Origin of the sequence: Streptomyces sp. NBC_00104 (genome assembly GCF_045160825.1) — a bacterium.
GTDB lineage: Bacteria > Actinomycetota > Actinomycetes > Streptomycetales > Streptomycetaceae > Streptomyces.
Map to the genome: position 1 here is coordinate 4621642 of NZ_CP108215.1, position 16884 is coordinate 4638525.

General features: G+C 69.4%; 6 protein-coding genes. 1 reads left to right on the forward strand and 5 read right to left on the reverse strand.

The window, feature by feature from the left end:
- Positions 1-177 precede the first annotated feature (177 nt).
- On the reverse strand, positions 178-2757 hold the full coding sequence (locus OG272_RS20175) for an FtsX-like permease family protein (RefSeq protein ID WP_326582266.1): 2580 nt from the start codon (positions 2755-2757) through the stop codon (positions 178-180).
- Positions 2754-3542: an ABC transporter ATP-binding protein gene (locus OG272_RS20180; RefSeq protein WP_326582265.1), complete on the reverse strand. Its 789-nt coding sequence runs from the start codon at positions 3540-3542 to the stop codon at positions 2754-2756. Before OG272_RS20180 ends, OG272_RS20175 begins: the two co-directional genes overlap by 4 nt.
- Before the next feature lie 512 nt (positions 3543-4054).
- Here OG272_RS20180 and OG272_RS20185 point away from each other — a divergent pair.
- On the forward strand, positions 4055-5548 hold the full coding sequence (locus tag OG272_RS20185; RefSeq protein ID WP_327732229.1) for an MFS transporter: 1494 nt from the start codon (positions 4055-4057) through the stop codon (positions 5546-5548).
- A 67-nt stretch (positions 5549-5615) separates the two neighbouring features.
- Here the strand turns inward: OG272_RS20185 and OG272_RS20190 are convergent, their stop codons facing one another.
- From OG272_RS20190 to OG272_RS20200, 3 genes are all read right to left on the reverse strand, one after another.
- On the reverse strand, positions 5616-5921 hold the full coding sequence (locus OG272_RS20190; RefSeq protein ID WP_326582264.1) for a hypothetical protein: 306 nt from the start codon (positions 5919-5921) through the stop codon (positions 5616-5618).
- Complete coding sequence (locus OG272_RS20195) at positions 5918-12793, reverse strand: polymorphic toxin-type HINT domain-containing protein (protein WP_405894300.1); 6876 nt, start codon at positions 12791-12793, stop codon at positions 5918-5920. The genes OG272_RS20190 and OG272_RS20195 overlap by 4 nt, the downstream gene beginning before the upstream one ends.
- Before the next feature lie 94 nt (positions 12794-12887).
- A complete protein-coding gene (locus OG272_RS20200) occupies positions 12888-16562 on the reverse strand; it encodes a LamG-like jellyroll fold domain-containing protein (RefSeq protein WP_405894302.1) in 3675 nt (1224 codons plus the stop codon).
- Between the last annotated feature and the right edge of the window lie 322 nt (positions 16563-16884).

Consider the following 16884-nt stretch of genomic DNA (forward strand, 5'->3'; position numbering starts at 1 on the left):
GATCACGCCCCCCGGAGACGGGTGGAGCCCGGCGCCCGGAAGCCTCCGCTTCCCGACGCCGGGCTCTCCCCCGGTTCCCCGGTTCCCCCGTTCCCCGTTCCCCGTTCCCCCGTTCCCCCGTTCCCCCGTGCTCAGTGGCCGGTGGCCGGTGGCCGGTGGCCGATGGCCGCTCGGTGGCTACTCCGTCGCGATCGCGTTCAGTACGTTCATGCGGCCCGCCCGGAACGCCGGCACCAGCGCGGCGAACAGGCCCACGAAGGCCGAGCCGATGAAGACCCCGATGATCGTCGGCCACGGGATGTCGAGGACCTTCAGGCCCTCCAGGGCGAGGAGCTGCTGGGCGGTGGCGCCCCAGCCCATGCCCAGGCCCAGGCCGAGCAGCGCGCCGAAGAGGGCGATGACAACCGACTCCAGGCGGATCATGCGGCGCAGCTGGCGGCGGGAGAGACCGATCGCTCGCATCAGACCGATCTCGCGCGTCCGCTCGACGACCGACAGGGCCAGCGTGTTCACGACTCCCAGGATCGCGACGATGATCGCGAGGGCGAGCAGGCCGTAGATCATGTTCAGGAGCTGGTCGATCTGGCCCTTCAGCGCTTCCTTGTAGTCGGTCTGGTCGCGGACCTCGTACTGCGGGTAGTCGTGCAGCGCGTCCTTGAGGGACTTGTACGCGGCCGCGTCCTGCCCCTCCTTCGCCGAGGCGAAGAGCAGCTGGTCGAGGGGCATCCTGTCGGCGGGGACGTACGTGGCCATCGTGTCGATGGAGGTGTACATCGCCCCGGCGTCGATGACGACGTCGCTGCTGGTGATCGCGCGGACGGTCAGGTCGGCCGTGCGGCCGTCCTTGAAGGCGACGGCGATCTTCGAGCCGAGCTCGACGTCGTGGTCCTTGGCGAACTTCTCGTGCACGGACATCGAGTCGGGCTTGTAGGCGTCCGCCAGCCTGCCCGCGACGACCTCGGTGGCGAGGTCGGTGGCGTAGCTCGGGTCGGCGGCGGTGATCGCCGTCTTCTTGAGTGTCTTGCCGTCGGGGGTGGTGAAGTCGGCCTGGGTGTACTTGTACTCGGTGACGCTCTTGATGCCCTCGGCGGACTTCGCCGCCTCGACGGCCTGCGGGGTGATCAGCTGGCCGGTGTCGGACTGGATGATGAAGTCCGTGCCGACCGTCTTGTCGAGCTGATCCGTGGCCGAGGCGACCATGGAGGAGCCGACGACCGACAGACAGGCGACCAGGGCGAGACCGATCATCAGGGCGGCGCCCGTGGCCCCCGTACGGCGGGGGTTGCGCAGCGCGTTGCGCTCGGCCATCCGGCCGACGGGTCCGAAGGCCCGCAGGACGACCGCGCCCAGCACCCGCACCACGGCACCGGCGAGCAGCGGGCCGATGACGACGAAGCCGATGAGGGACAGGACGACCCCGCCGCCCAGCCACATCGAGCCCTCGCTCGCCTTGGCGGCGGCGGACGCCAGGTACAGGCAGTAGCCGCCGGCGCCGGTCAGGAGCAGGCCGATCGCGGCCCGTACGACTCCGGCCTTGGCGTCCAGCGGGGCGCCGGCGTCGCGCAGGGCGGCCATCGGGGAGACCTTGCCGGCGCGCCGGGCCGGCACGTACGCGGCGAGGACGGTGACGACGATGCCGAGGAGCAGGCCGACCGCCGGGGTGGTCCAGGCGACGGTGAGGTCGTCGGTGGACAGGTTCATGCCGGTGGCGCTCATCAGCTTCATCAGGCCGATGGCGAGTCCGACACCGCCGGCGACGCCGAGGATCGAGCCGAAGACACCCAGGAGCAGCGCCTCGACGAGGACCGACCGGTTGACCTGGCCGCGGCTGGAGCCGATGGCCCGCATGAGGCCGATCTCGCGGGTCCGCTGGGCGACCAGCATCGAGAAGGTGTTGATGATCAGGAAGATGCCGACGAGGAAGGCGATCCCGGCGAAGCCGAGCATCGCGTACTTCATCACGCCCATGAACTCGCCGACGTCCTTGGCGTTGGCGTCCGCGATCTCCTTGGCGGTCTGCACCTTGTAGGCGGCGCCGAGTTCGGCGGAGACGTTCTTCTTCACCTGCGCGTCGGTGAAGCCGGTGTCCGCGGTGATGTTGACGTTGGTGTACACGCCCGTCTCGCCGACGAGGGCCTTCTGGGCGGTCGCGGTGTCGAGGTAGAAGATCGCCGCGCCCGGGTTGGTGACCTGGAAGTCTGCGATGCCGGAGACCTTCGCCTCGTGCGTGCCGACGGCGCTGATCACACCGATCGCGTCGCCGAGCTTCAGGTCGTGCTTGTCGGCGGTGTCCGCGTCGACCACGATCTGGTCGGGGCCGCGCGGGGCGTTGCCGGACGAGATCTTCATGGTGCGGGCGTCGTTGGCGTTCCAGTTGCCGACGATGGTCGGGGCGCCGCTGGTGGGCGAGAGGCTGTCCTTGTCGGCGTCGACGACGGTGACCGAGGTCGAGAAGACGGTCCCCTCGGCCGCCTTCACGCCGTCCGCGCCACCGACCTTGTCGACGACCGATGCCGGCATGACCGGCGGCTTGCCGTTGTCGGACTGCGTCTCACCGCTGTCCGAGGCGCCCTTGGCGCTGACCGTGACGTCGGAGGCGGTGGCCGCGAACAGCTTGTCGAACGTCGTGCCCATCGTGTCGGTGAAGACCAGGGTCCCCGTCACGAACGCCACCGAGAGCATGACCGCGATGGCCGACAGCGCCATCCGTCCCTTGTGCGCGAAGAAGTTGCGCATCGAGGTCTTCATGACACTCATGACGTACGCCCCCGGGCGTCGAAGTCCTTCATGCGGTCCAGCACGGCTTCGGCGGTCGGCTTGTACATCTCGTCGACGATGCGGCCGTCGGCCAGGTACAGCACACGGTCCGCGTACGAGGCGGCCACCGGGTCGTGCGTGACCATGACGATGGTCTGGCCGAGCTCGTCGACCGACGTGCGCAGGAAGCCCAGCACCTCGGCGCCGGCCCGCGAGTCCAGGTTGCCGGTCGGCTCGTCACCGAAGATGATCTCCGGCCGCGCGGCCAGTGCCCGGGCCACGGCGACGCGCTGCTGCTGGCCGCCGGAGAGCTGGGTGGGCCGGTGCTTGAGCCGGTCGCTCAGGCCGACGGTGTCGACGACCCGCCCCAGCCACTCCTTGTTCGGCTTGCGCCCGGCGATGTCCATCGGGAGCGTGATGTTCTCTATCGCGTTCAGCGTCGGCAGCAGGTTGAACGCCTGGAAGATGAACCCGATCCGGTCCCGGCGCAGCCGCGTGAGCTTCTTGTCCTTGAGTCCGGTGATCTCGGTGTCGTCGAGGTGGATCTGACCCGACGTCACGGTGTCGAGTCCGGCGAGGCAGTGCATGAGGGTGGACTTGCCGGACCCCGAGGGGCCCATGATCGCGGTGAACTGTCCCCGCGCGATGTCCACGTCCACATGGTCGAGGGCGACGACGCGGGTCTCACCGGACCCGTACGCCTTCACGACCTGCCGCGCCCGCGCGGCAACGGCCGTAGTCCCTCCAGTACCCCCGTGCCTGGTGATGGTCACAGCCGATGTCACGGTATGTCTCCTAAGTCGGTCGGCAGGTGATGCCGATGCTGCGTTCGAGGTTCCGAGGTTCCGGGGTTTCGAGGTTTCGAAGTTCCGAAGTGGTACGTCGATGAGTCTGGTCCTCGAGGGGGTTCGGCGCGCTGGTGCCCAGCGCAGTCTTCTGCTGGGGAAAACCCCACCCCCACCGCTCCGGTGCACCGCCCCCCAGCGGCGTAAAGCCAGGTTAAGGACGGGAGGCCTGCCGTCTCGTCCTCCGGCGGTACGAACCCGCCCCCGGCCGTAGTACGGAGGTACCCCTAGGGGATCTCGCCCGCCGGGAGGAGACGGCCTCGGGGTTCGACTCCTCCCTCCGTCTCCCTCCGGCGCGACCAGGCTGCACCCTGCCGTGGCGTCAGGGTCAATGGCATGGTGGTCGGCGGCAGATAGGTGCAAGGGGAAGGCATCTGGTGGACGACAGCCCGGTGGACGGCGATCCGGTGGACGGCGATCCGGTGGACGGCGATCCGGTGGACGGCGATCCGGTGGGCGAGACACGACCCGCGCCAGGCGACTCGGCACGGCACACCGGAACCGGCCGCCGAAGAGCCGTCACCGCCGCGCTGATGCTGGCCATGGGCCTGGCCGCGCTGGACGCCACGATCGTCTCGATCGCCGTACCGCAGATCGTCGCCGACCTCGGTGGCTTCTCCGTCTTCTCCTGGCTCTTCTCCGGCTATCTGCTCGCCGCCACCGTCACCCTCCCCGTCTACGGCAGGCTCTCCGACACCTTCGGCCGCAAACCGGTCCTCGTCGTGGGCGCCGCCCTGTTCCTGCTGGGCTCGCTGCTGTGCGCGCTGGCCTGGAACATGGCCGCCCTGATCGCCTTCCGGATCGTCCAGGGCCTGGGCGGCGGCGCCCTCGCGGGCACGGTGCAGACGCTGGCGGCGGATCTGTATCCGCTCGAAGAACGGCCCAGGATCCAGTCCAGACTGTCCACGGTGTGGGCGGTGTCGGCGGTGGCGGGCCCCGGAGTGGGCGGTGTCCTGGCCGCGTACGCGGACTGGCGCTGGATCTTCCTCATCAACCTGCCGCTCGGGGCGGCGGCGTTGTGGCTGCTGGCCCGTCATCTGCACGAGCCGCCGAGGGAGTCGACCAGCCGGCCCCGGATCGACTGGGCGGGCGCCCTGACGATCCTCGCCTGCGGAGGGGCCCTGCTGACAGCGCTGGTGCAGGGCGGGGTGGCCTGGTCCTGGCTCTCCTGGCCCTCACTCACCCTGCTGGGCACGGGAGTCGCCCTGATCGCCGTGCTGGTGCTGATCGAACGCCGGGCCGCCGAGCCGATCATCCCGGGCTGGGTGTGGCGCAGGCGCACGATCGCGTCGGTGAACCTGGCGCTCGGCGCACTCGGGCTGTTGATGGTCGCGCCCACGGTGTTCCTCGCGACGTACGCCCAGTCGGTGCTGGGCCTGGCGCCGGTGGCCGCCGGTTTCGTCGTCTCCGTCTGGACTCTGACCTGGCCGTTGTCGGCGGCCCTCAGCCAGCACGTCTACCGCCGCGTCGGCTTCCGGAACACGTCGATCCTCGGCATCACGGCGGCAGCGCTCGTCCTCTTCTCGTTCGCCTTCCTCCCCTACCCCGGCGAACCCTGGCAGCCGACGCTGCTGATGCTCCTGCTGGGCGCCGCGCTGGGGCTCTTCCAGCTCCCCCTGATCATCGGCGTCCAGTCGTCGGTGGAGTGGGAGGAGCGGGGCACCGCCACCGCTTCCATCCTCTTCTGCCGCCAGACCGGGCAGACCCTGGGCGCGGCGGCCTTCGGGGCGGTCGCGAACGGGGTGCTGGCCTCCCGGCTGGGCGGCTCGGGAAACCTCGACGCCATCGCCCACGACCTCGGCTCCGGCCCGGCGTCCGAGCCGGTCCGCCGAGCGGTCGCGGACGCGGTCCACGCGGTGTACCTGGGGGCGGGGTGCGCGGCGGTGGCGGCGCTGCTGGTGCTGCTGGTGGTGGCGCCTCGGAGGTTTCCGGTGCTGAAGGGCTGAGCAGCCCCGGAAAGGGAGTTGCCCCGCCGGACGAATCCGCCGACGGGGCAACTGGTTCATCGAGTCGTCACTTCGCCCAATAGATCATCCGACCGTACGAACCGAGCATGGTCGGATCCGGGTGCCCCACGTGGATGCGGCTCTCGATGAGGGGGTGCTCCTCGGAGAACAGGGCGTCCAGCTCGAAGACGGCCTGGTCCACGTCCTCTTCGATCTCGGGAGTGCGGCCGCGGACCCAGAACGTCAGTTCCACACGATGCGCCTCGACGAGGACCGCCACGGCGATCACATCCGAGGAGATCAGGCCCAACAGCGCCTGGACAGCGTCCAGGACGATGCCGTTCTCGCGCCGCAGCGCGTCCGGGCCGGTCACGGCGCACTCGCGCTGGGATTCATCGGCACCACACTCGGACTCTTCGTTCCCTTGATCATGAAGATGTTCGTGGCCACGCCCAGTCGGCCTGCTCGCGGGTTGTTGTCGTACCCCGTGACGCTGGAGACCCTGATCTGGATGTGTCCGTTCTTGGTCACGCCCATGACCTGTGCCTGACCTCCGTGGTAGGCGTCGAGCACCTTCTGGGCATCGGCGTGCGAATTGAAGTAGCCACCGCCTCGATATCCGTTTCCATTGAGAATGTGACGATCCTGCTTCTGCTTGCTGATCGTCTTCTGGACCTGCGGGAGTTCGACGACATTACCGGCCTTGTCGACGATGAACCTGGGGCAGCTCGAGTTGTGGACCAGAACCGGAGTCTCGCCCGCCAGCACGTAGTACGTGTGCAGGTCCGCGACCGTGAAGTTGTACGTGCGGGCGTGCCGCTCGAAGGCGCGGTTGCCGGTGATGACGACCGTGTCGCCCTCGTCGGTGCGCAGGGTCATGCCCGGCCGGAGGTCGCGTGCCTCGATCCAGTCCCGCTCGGACGGCGACCAGAAGGGGTGCTCATGGGTCGCCGTGAGCTTCTCGACGCCGTCCTCGGTGGCGATGGACAGCTCGTTGAAGTGCTTGTCGTCCTCCGTGACGATGAGGTGGGTGACCTTGCGGGCACCCGTCTCGCCGGTCTCCGGATCCGTGGCGAGGACCTCGTCACCAACCTCGACGTCCTCGATGTCCTTGGTGGAACCGTCGGCCATCCGCACGTCGGTGCCCGCCAGGAAGCACTGGGTGCAGCCGGGGTTCGGCGCGTCCGCTTCCTTGGCCGCCTTCTGGCTGGTCTCCTTCACCAGTTTCTTGGAGAGGAGTTTGAGCCACCCGCTGATGTTGAGCATCCCCGCGACGCCGACGACGTCCTCGCCGGCGTCGTACGCCTGAGAGTCCTCGTCGACGCCCTTGCCTTCGACGAAGTCGTCGTAGGCGTCCGTGGGAGCACCGCAGTCCTGGAACCAGCAGGCCGGGGTGAGCTCGGCCAGGCCCTCCCAGCCCTCGAGGAACGCATGACCGGCCGACGCCGCGAAGTCCTTGAAGGACCCCTCCGCCCGTGGATCCTCAGGCTCCACGTTCGTGTTGCAGCCCGGCTTGTACGCCGGATACGTGGCCGAGCAGTCGGTGCCCGTGCCACCGCTGCCGTAGTTGGCGCTGCCCATCGTGGACATGCCTCCGGAGCCGTTGGAGCCGGAGGACTTGTTGCTGACGTAGTTGTAGTACGCCACGACCAGCGGGACGACGGCCATGATCAGCGCGACCAGGGCGAAGAAGAACTTGCCGTCCGGGTCCGCGAAGGTGACCGGGTTGTTGTTGCTGTAGGCGTAGCCGTTGATCTGCTGCGGATCCTTGAGGTCCGCGACGGGGTCGACGCTGATGAATCGTCCGGTGGTCGGGTCGTACTCGCGGGCGCCGAGGTGGGTGAGACCGGTCGGGTCCTTGATGCCGCCGACGAAGCCCCGTTCACCGACCCACGCGGTGGCGGCCGTGCCCCGGTCCTCGCCGAACGGCTTCATCTGCCGCCGGGTGACCCGCTGGGTGGCCGCGTCGACCTGGACGTTCGCCGTGCCGTTGTGGTCGCCGGCCATCCAGGACAGGCCCGCCGACGTACGCACGGCGACCATGTCGCTGCCGTGGACGTAGTAACGGGTCGCCGAGACCTTGCCCGCCTTGTCGAGCCGCAGCTCGGTCTCGCCCAGGTAGAGGGTGGTGCCGGTGGCGTCACGGCGGATGAGCCGGTTGCCGGCCGCGTCGTTGAGGTACTCGGTGGTCGACTTGTCCGCCTCGGTGACCTTCTCCAGGCTGCCCTCGGTGTTGAAGTCGAGGTCCTGGGTCTTGCCGCCGACGGTCCTGAGGTCGGTGTTGCCCGCCTTGTCGTAGGTGTAGCCGGTGGTGGCGGTGACCGCGCCGTCCTTCTTGGTCTCGGTGGAGGCCAGGGCGTGCGGGCGGGGCTGGTCGGCCGTCTTGTAGACGTACGAGGTGGTCGCGCCGGACAGGTGGTCGGTGGCCGTCTTGCGGTTGCCGGCGCTGTCGTACGAGAACGACTGCCAGTACTTGCCGGGGCCGCCCACGTTGCCCGTGGCGGGCGCGGTGGCGCAGTCGGCCGTGGTCGTCCAGGCGGACTTCATCCGGCGGTGGCCGTCATAGGTGAAGCACTGGCGGTCGGTGGGGCTGGTGGCCTTGTCCTCGATCTCGACCGGGTTGCCGGCGAGGTCGTAGCGGTAGTACACGTCCGCGTCGGTGCCGGTGTGGGTCTCGGAGACCACGTTCTGGCGGGCCAGCCGCTTGGTTCCGGTCTCGTAGGACCGGTTGACCTCCGTCCAGTCCGCCGTGGAGGAGACGCCCAGCGTGGTGCGGATCTGCTCGCCGGCCGGCAGGTAGTCGGTGTTCTGGACGATGCCGGTGAGGCCGTCCAGGGTGTCCGGCATCCGCTGCTCTGTGTAGCCGTACTTCAGGACCTCCTGGTCGAAGCCGCCCATCGCGGGGATGGTGCGCTTCTGGAGGGTGCCGTCGAGGTTGTAGGCGTTGGCGATGGTCCAGGTGCCGTTGGTGCCGGCCAGGGCCCCTTCGGTCTTGCTGATCGTGTACTGCTCGTTCAGGACCCGGTAGACCTTGTCGTACTTGGCGTTGGTGAGCGCGTACACGCTGCCGGTCTTGCCGCCGACGTACCGGATGGCCGAAGTGAGCTGGCCCTTGGCGATCGAGTCGTACGTCCAGCGCGCAAGGTATTTGGCGTCCTCGGGCGCGGGCGCGCCGTTCACCACCGGGACCTTGCCGTCGAGCTTGCCGGTGGTCCGGCCGAGCAGGTCGTAGGTGAATCCGACGCTCTTCTGCCGGGCGTCGGTGGTCGCCACGACCTGGTCGAGGTCGTTGAACTCGGACGTGCTGGCTCCCGCGTCCGGGTCGGAGGTGCTGGTCTGCCGGCCCAGGAGGTCGAAGCCGTACGACCAGGCGTTGCCGTCGTCGTCCTTGACGGAGGTCAGCCGGTCGGCGTGGTCGTAGCCGTAGGCGAGGCGGTTGAAGGAGCCGGTGGCCTTGTTGCCGTCGTACTCCAGCTTCTCCAACAGCCGGCCGCGGGCGTCGACCTTCTCGCGCACGGCGGGCGCACCGGTCGGCGGCTCCACCGTGGTGGTGTCACCGGTGTAGGTGTGGGTGGTGCGGGAGAACTCCTTCTCGTTGGTGAGGACCTTCTCGATCACCGGCCGGCCGGCGCCGTCGTACACCGTCTCCGTACCGGCCGGGGCCGCCGTCAGCAGATTGGCGAGCTTGCCCGAGGGCGCGGTGGTGTCGATGTAGTCCGCCGACGACGACACGGCCAGGCCGCGTGTGTCGTACTTCGTCTCGGTGATGACGCGACCCGTGCCGGACGCGGCGGGCGTCTGGGTCTGGCGCGGCCGCAGCAGCGCGTCGTAGATGGCGTACTCGGTGCGGTACGAGGTGCCGTCCTGGTTCAGCGACTTGGTGGCGATCCAGGACGCGTCGGTGTTCTGGACCTTGTACTCGAACTTGTGCGTGGGCGCCTGGTCGGCGCCCCGGTCACGGTCGGCGAGCCATACGCCGGTGAGCCGGCCGAAGCTGTCGTACGCCAGCTCCGTGCGGCCGCCGTTCGGGTCGACGGTCGCGGTCCGCACTCCCCAGTCGGGCGCGTACTCGGTGGTGGTGGCGTGGTCGAGGGCATTGGTCTCGGTGATCTTGGTCAGCGGGCCGCCCGCGGCCGGGGTGTACTCGGCGTGGTTGGTCCGGGTGCCCTTGGTGTCCCAGCTGTCGGTGAGCCGGCCCAGCGCGTCGTACTTGGCGGTGGTGACGGTCTGGAGCTGAGCGGTGCCGTCGGTGCCGTAGCCGGTGACGCGCTCCTGACGGGTCGCGTCGCCCTTCGTCGGCGCCTTGCCGTACGCCTGGTCGTCGTACGACACCCGGACGTCCGAGATCACATCGGTCGTCTTCGGGTCGTTCGTCCTCTTCGGTGTGGCGTCGCAGCCGGTGGAGACCTTCTCCACCCGCTTGGGCAGGGACAGGATCCACGCCGACTCGTTGACGGCGTACTCGGTGACGACGCAGTCCTTCTCACCGGCCGCGTCCGTCTCCTCCTTCAGGGCGAGACCGCTCGTCGGGTCGTACGTCGTCGACTTGGTGGAGGTCAGCGTGGTGCCGCCGGCCACCGGGGTGCGGGTGACGGTGGAGGCGGTGCGGACCAGGTACGCGTTGACCGTGCCGTAGGAGTGTTTGTCCGTGGCGGTCGTACGGGACCAGGGCGTGTTGACGGTGCCGCTGGTCTCGGCGCCGTCGACGCCGTTGTACGTGATCTGCTCGCGGACCTGGCCGGCGAACTGCTCGGAGTCCGTCACCGCCTTGCCCGTGGAGTCGGTGACCGTCTCCTTGCGGGTGGTGTCGCCGGACTGCTTGTCGCCGTCCATGCCCCGGTAGTAGAGGGTCGTCGACTTCGAGCGGGTGCCGGAGGGCTCGCCGGTGGTCGTGGTGACCTTCTGGTAGCCGCGCCAGATGCCCCAGGTGCGGTACTTGGCCTGGGTGATGGGCGACTCGTCGTCGTACGCCCACGCGCCGCCGCCGCTGTAGGTGTAGTCCGTCTGCTTCAGCGGGGCGCCGCCGTAGGGGTCGGACTCGGTGACCTGGGTGACGACGTACTTGTGGAAGAAGTCGGTGCGCGGCTTGGGGTCGGTGCCCGGCGTCGGGTTGGACGGCGGGATCCACTTGACCGGGTAGCAGCGTCGGGTGTTGGAGTCCAGGTCGGACGGGACGTCCGTACCGGCGACGCAGTCCTCCTTGGAGTAGTTGACGGTGAGCTTGGAGCCGGTCTCCGAAAGGACCGAGCGGACCCGCCACTTGATGAAGGGGGCGACGTCGTCGCCGGTGCGGTCGACGCGGTTGTGCAGCTGGATGCCGCTGAACGTCACCGCCGGCAGGGAGGCGTCGCCGCCTACCTTGCCGGTGCGCTTGATGGAGTCCAGCCACAGGCCGGCGTCGGAGCCGTCGCCCGGGTCGGGGAAGGTCTGGCCCAGGTGCCATGCGTTGACCGCGCGATAGTCCGTGTCGGCGCTGCCGGAGCCGTCGTACACCTGGGTGGTGACGTCGGTCAGGCGCTTGCGGGTGAAGAACGACGGGCTGGGCTGGTCGGTGCAGGGCTTGTCGGCGGCGCAGATCTGGTCGAACGGGACGTCCGGCCAGGCGTTGCGGTTGGACGAGGTCAGCGAGCCGCAGCTCTCGCCGCCGGAGACCGGCAGGCAGCGCTCGGCGACCGTGAACTTGACCCGGGCCGCGGCCGGTTGGGTGGTGGAGAAGATCGTGTCGGTGCGCTGGCCGTAGTCGATGCGCTTGAGCCAGCCGCTCCGGACGTACTCGGTGCCGTTGCCGGTGGTGCCGTTCTTGGCGTAGTGGTTGAGTTCCTTGTCGTACCAGTACGTCATGACGTTGCCGTGCGGGTCCACGACGTAGTCGAGGTTCCACCGCCAGGCCTGGGTCTTGGCGCGGCCGGAGAAGGAGTCGCCGGAGGAGTACCCGGGCTCGCCGGAGTCGTCGCCGAAGACGGGGAGCGTCCACACCGAGTTGGTCTCGGCCTTGCCCGAACTCCAGCCGGGCAGCCGGTTCTTGCCGAAGACGTACTGGGTGCCGTCGGTCGAGGTGACCGTCCAGAACTCACCCTTGTCGCCGTTCTCCCCGGTGTCACCGTCGTCGCCGTTGACGGCGCCGGTGTCGTGGACGACCCGCTCGCCGTCGTCGCTCTTGGGCCGCCACTTGCCGCCCTCCTTCACCAGGGGCGTCGACTTGCCGTTGAGGACGAGGGAGGCGTTGTCCTCCTTCCAGCACTGGTCGTACTTCTTGTCCTGGCCGTCGTCCTCACAACTGCCGTACGCCCGCTCGACGTACGAGGTCGACAGGTCGAAGCCCTCGCCGACCCAGGACGGCTGCGCGCTGGTGGAGGAGGTGCGGCCGTCCACGCTCTGCGCGGAGTAGCCGATGGACAGGTTGGGCGCCGGGCCCGCCGGGGCCGGCGGGGTCTCCAGCGGGTAGTTCCAGGTGAAGTCGCCGTTGGAGCCGCCGGCCGACCAGGTGGAGGAGGCCGCCAGCGGGGTGGCCTCGTAGGTGCCCTGGTCGGAGCCGGCCGCGGCGGACAGGGCCATGACCATGGCGGCGGGCCCGGCCTTGGCCGTCTTGGCCTTGGGCGGGGTGACCCGGGCGGTCACGGTCTCCGCCTCGGCGTCGTTCTCGGACGCCACCGGGGTGGTCCTGCGGCACTCCGCCTTCTCCGGCGTGGTCAGGGCGCACGCGGGGAGCTGGACGAGACGCAGCCGGGAGGACCAGTTGCCGCTGTAGGCGTCGGCGAAGGAGCTGTAGTCGACGGTGGTGGCGGTCTTGGCACCATCACTACCGGAGACGGTGAACACCAGTCCGTCGATGCCGAGTTCGCCGGTGGCCTTGCGGCCGAGGACGCGCACCTTCGGCGCCTCGGCCTCGGCTTCGCCTGCGGCGGCCTTGGCCGTCCGGCCCGCCTTCGACGGCCGGACCTTCACAACCGACGCGCCCGGCCAGGTCACCTTCGCGCGGGCCTTGGCGAGCGACTCGCGCGCGGCGGCCACGGTCGGGTCCTTGACCTTGGCGGCCTTCGGGTCGAAGGGCTCCGCCTTGCCGTACTTGGCCTTCGGCAGGGCGCTGTGGTCGCGGTTCTCGTCGGCCGCGAGCGCCGGGGCGGCGCTCAGCAGAGTGGCGACGACCGCCGTGGACACGGGCAGGACGACGGACGCCAGCCGGCGTCGGCCCGCTCTGCTCCATGCCCAGCTTTTGGGCAGCAGTGAGCTGTTCCTGGACAACACGTGAGGGGTTCTCCTGGATGAAGAGGTGAGAAAGAGGGAGGGGCGTGCCGGGCCGACGGCCCGGCACGCCGTGAGAAGGGAGCAGGGTGCGCGGCTACTCGATCGGCACCGGCGGCTCGTCCACCGTCGCCAGCTGCGTGATCTCCGCGTCGGAGAGCACGCCCGCGTAGACGCGCAGGTCGTCAAGCTGGCCGGCCAGCGGGTTGCCCCATTCGCCGGTGTCGTGGCGGCGTGAACCGCCGACCATCAGGGGTCCGGTGGGCTGGTAGGCGTCGTCGCTGAGGACACCGTCCTCGTCGCCCTGCCGCTGCCCCGAGACATACAGCTTGATGGAGCTGTTCACCGAGTCGAAGACGGCGACGACATGCACCCAGCCGCCGGGTGAGTTGACCTCGTCGGAGACGACCCCGGCGGCCGGTCCGTTGAGGACGTCCGTCTCGTAGCGCCCGAAGTTCCAGTCACCGACGGTCTGGCCGGCCTCCTGCCGGTACCAGAGGCGGAAGGAGTTCCGTTCGGCGCCCGGGTGCGAGAAGACGGTCGCCGAGTGCGGCAAGGTGGTGTTCTCCAGCCTCGACACGTCCAGGTTGACCCAGCCCGCCAGGCTGTAGCTGCCGGACTCGTCCAGCTCCACCGCCGAGGTGGCCCGGCCCAGCTTCGCGGCGTCGAGTTCCAGCACGTCGCCGTGGGCCGGGTCGTCGGTCGCGGCGAAGGACGCGCCCGTGTCCAGCCGGAGCACGTTGCCCCTGCCGGAGCCGTCCAGGGCGGTGTGGCCGACGGGCACGTTGAACGCCCAACTGGCGAGCAGGGCTGCCTCGTTGTGGCCGGTGGCCGGGTTCTCGGCGTTGACGATCGCTTCCAGTTCGTTGTCGAAGACCACCCGGTTCCACACCTGGACCTGGTCGATCTCCCCCTCGAACCAGGACGAGTACTTCCCCAGCGACTTCATCCGGCCGACCTCGAAGGTGCCCTTGGCCGCCCACGGTGTGGTGAACTCCGTGGCCGCCTGGAGCTGTCCGTTGACGTACAGCCGGATCTGTTTCCTGTTGTGGTCGTACACACCCATCAGATGCGTCCACGCACCCGCGACCGGCGGCTTCTTGGACAGCGCGCGGACGATCGTCGGCGAGTCGACGTCGGTCCCGTACCGGTTGAAGATCCAACGGTCGAACGACTCCGAGTAGTACAGCTGGAAGGCGCCGCCGCTGGTGCCGCTCTGGGTGGCCACGGTGGCGACGTGGTCCTTCGAGGTCAGCCTCGCCCACGCGGAGACGGTGAAGCTGTTGGTGGTGTCCAGCACCGAGGTGGCGGTGGAGGCCGAGCTGGTGGCGCCGTCGGTGCGCAGACCGCCACCGAGCCGCGCCTTGTCGGTCCAGGTCGTGGCGGCCAGCGTCAGCGGCCGGTTCTTGCCGGAGGAGTCCGCGGCGGTCGTACCGCTGCCCTCGTCGAACTTCCAGCTCGCCACCGGGTCGGAGCCCTTGGCCACCCGGAACTGGTAGTCGGCGTGGGGACTGGCGTTGCCCGCCCCGTCGTACGTCTGCACCCGCAGGGTGTTGGTCAGCCGCTTGTCGGGCGCGGCCTCGATCTCGTAGGCGGGCGTGTTGGCGGTGAAGGTCTTGCTGCCGAGCTTCGCGCCGTTGAGCCACCAGTCGTAGCGGCGTACGTCGCCGGCGCCGCCCTCGACCTTGAAGCCGGCGGTCATACCGACGCTGCCCTGCTCCGGGTCGGCGGGGTCACAGCTGGTGCCCGCGCACTCCTTGTAGACGGTCGAGGAGACCTTCGGCAGCAGCGGGCCCTTGGAGTCCACCTTGAAGTAGCAGTAGCCCGACCACGGTCCGTACAGCGAGTGGGTGGCCCCCTGCCAGGTGTACTTGTACTCGGTGCGCGCCCGGAACCTGTACGCGGCGTTCTCCTCCAGGGTCGCCGTGACGGAGGTTCCGGCCGTGCCGCTGTCCGTCCAGGTGGACGGCTTCAGCGAGGTCGCCGTGGTGGCGGTGCCCTTGTACAGCTCGAAGTGGGGTCGCAGCGAGGCGTTGGAGGCGTCGCTCGACGTCGGCGTCGCGGTCAGCCGGGGCGTGGCGTCCCGGATCTGCGCGGGCGCCGAGGACGCCGAGCAGGAGACCTTCGGGTCGGACATCTTCACCGACGACGGCTTGCTGTCCGGCGGGGTGACGTACGTGATCGACAGCCGGGGCTTGCGCGCGGACGTGGCCTCCGGGTCCAGCGGCGACATGAACTGCTTCCACGCGATCGGGTCGCCCTCGTCGGCCCGCAGGCCGAGCGTGGTCAGTGTGTCCTTGGCCTTCGCGGTGTGCGCGACGGCCGCCGTGGCGTCGAACTCGATGTCACCGTCCGGGCACTCGGAGGAGTGCCCCTTCGCGGCCGAGACCGTGTCCACCTTCGTGTACCACTTCAGCGACGTGGACTGCGAGTTCCAGGTGGTGGACGAGGAGATCGAGCTCGTGCGGTACAGGTCGACGTTCTGCTTCACACAGTTCGCCGACCAGATCGCGTACGGCGTGAAGGTGGCGTTGAGGATCTTCTTGCCGGCCACCCTGCGGGTGTCGAACTGGAACAGCGACCGCGACTTCTTGTTGTCGACGAACGCGTCGTAGCCCACGCCGAGCGCGTGCTTCGTCTTCCAGAAGCTGGTGCCGGGCGAGTTGGACCACAGCGCCGTCCACCCGGTGAGCGTCGCCTTGACCGCGGGCGGGTCGAGGACCACCGGGTACGTGGTGGCCTCGTCGGCGAGGAAGCCCTGGTCCGGGACGACGGTCAGGGTGTCGTCGGTGACCGCCGTGTCCATGACGGCCGTACGGGACTCGGCGTCGGCGCTCAGGGTCTCGGCGACGGCCTCGGCAGAAGAGGCGGAGGAGGAGGCGGAGGAGGCGGAAGAGGCGGAAGAGGCGGAGGCCGTGCTCGGCCCGGCCTTCTTCGCGGAGGCCGCCGAGGTCTTCGCCGGGGCCTTCGCGGCGGCCGTGCCGGCATCCGTGGCCGTGCCCGTTGCCCTGCCCGCGTCCCACATCAGCGCCGAGCCGCTGGAGACGACCGCGTACCCCGAGTCGTCCACGAACGAGGCCGCGCCGGAGTCGTCCGTGCGCACGGAGAGTCCCTCGGCCTCGACCGGGAAACTCACCTTCTCCAGGGCCGGGTTGGCGGCGGCCTCGCGACTGTGGACCACCAGGTGGTACGTGAACCCGTCCGGGTGGGCCTGCACGGCGAGGTCCACGTCGGGGAGCACCGACCGGTACACGGCCGACGAACCGTCGACCTCCGGCTTCGGCAGCGCCCAAGGGGACGACACCGCGTACTTCTTGCCGGCCGTCACCATCCGGGCCAGCGGCTCGTCGGTGCCGCCGCCGGAGAACCGGATGTCCTCGGCCGCGCGCGGCGCGAGGCCGCCGTCCGGCCGGGTGACGAGCGTGGTGTCGACGTCCGTCCACGCGCCGTCCTTGCGGACGCGTTCGGGCGACGTCGCCGTCTCGGCGGTGAACGTGCCGTCGGGATGGGCGACGACCCTGCTGGTCGACGACGTCAACTCGTCGACCTCGACGGGCTTCTTGGACGCGACGGCCCGCTCGGAGGCCCGAGCCTCGGCCGTGGCGGCCGGCAACTCGTCGTCCTCCCAGAAGTCCTTGCCCCGTGCCCCGTCGTCGGCCGTAAGGCCGGAACTCCCCGTATCCGTATCCGTGTCCGCCGCCCGCACCGGCGTGGCTTGTAGGCCACCGGCCAGCACGAGCACCGCGGCGGCGATGGTCGTCGCCCCGCGCATGGCTCGACTGCGACTGTGTGGTCGCACTCTTCCCCCCGCTTTTTATTTTTTGGTTATTCGTTGGTCGAAGGGAGGGTAACCAGTGTCTTTTTGTTGACCAAGTGGCGATCCGTGAGGCGCATCTCACACTCTGCGCACAGCATGCGCACAGACCCCTCCTGACCCTCGTTCAAAAACCTGAGTTAATCCGGGTAACACCCGAGGTCAGCGCCGGATCCGCCGGGTAAGCGCATACCGACCGATCAGTTTGCCGAAACCCTCGCGCACCGCCGCACCCACGGGTAGCGTTCACGCCCGCCCCCCTCCCTGCGGTCCGCACCGG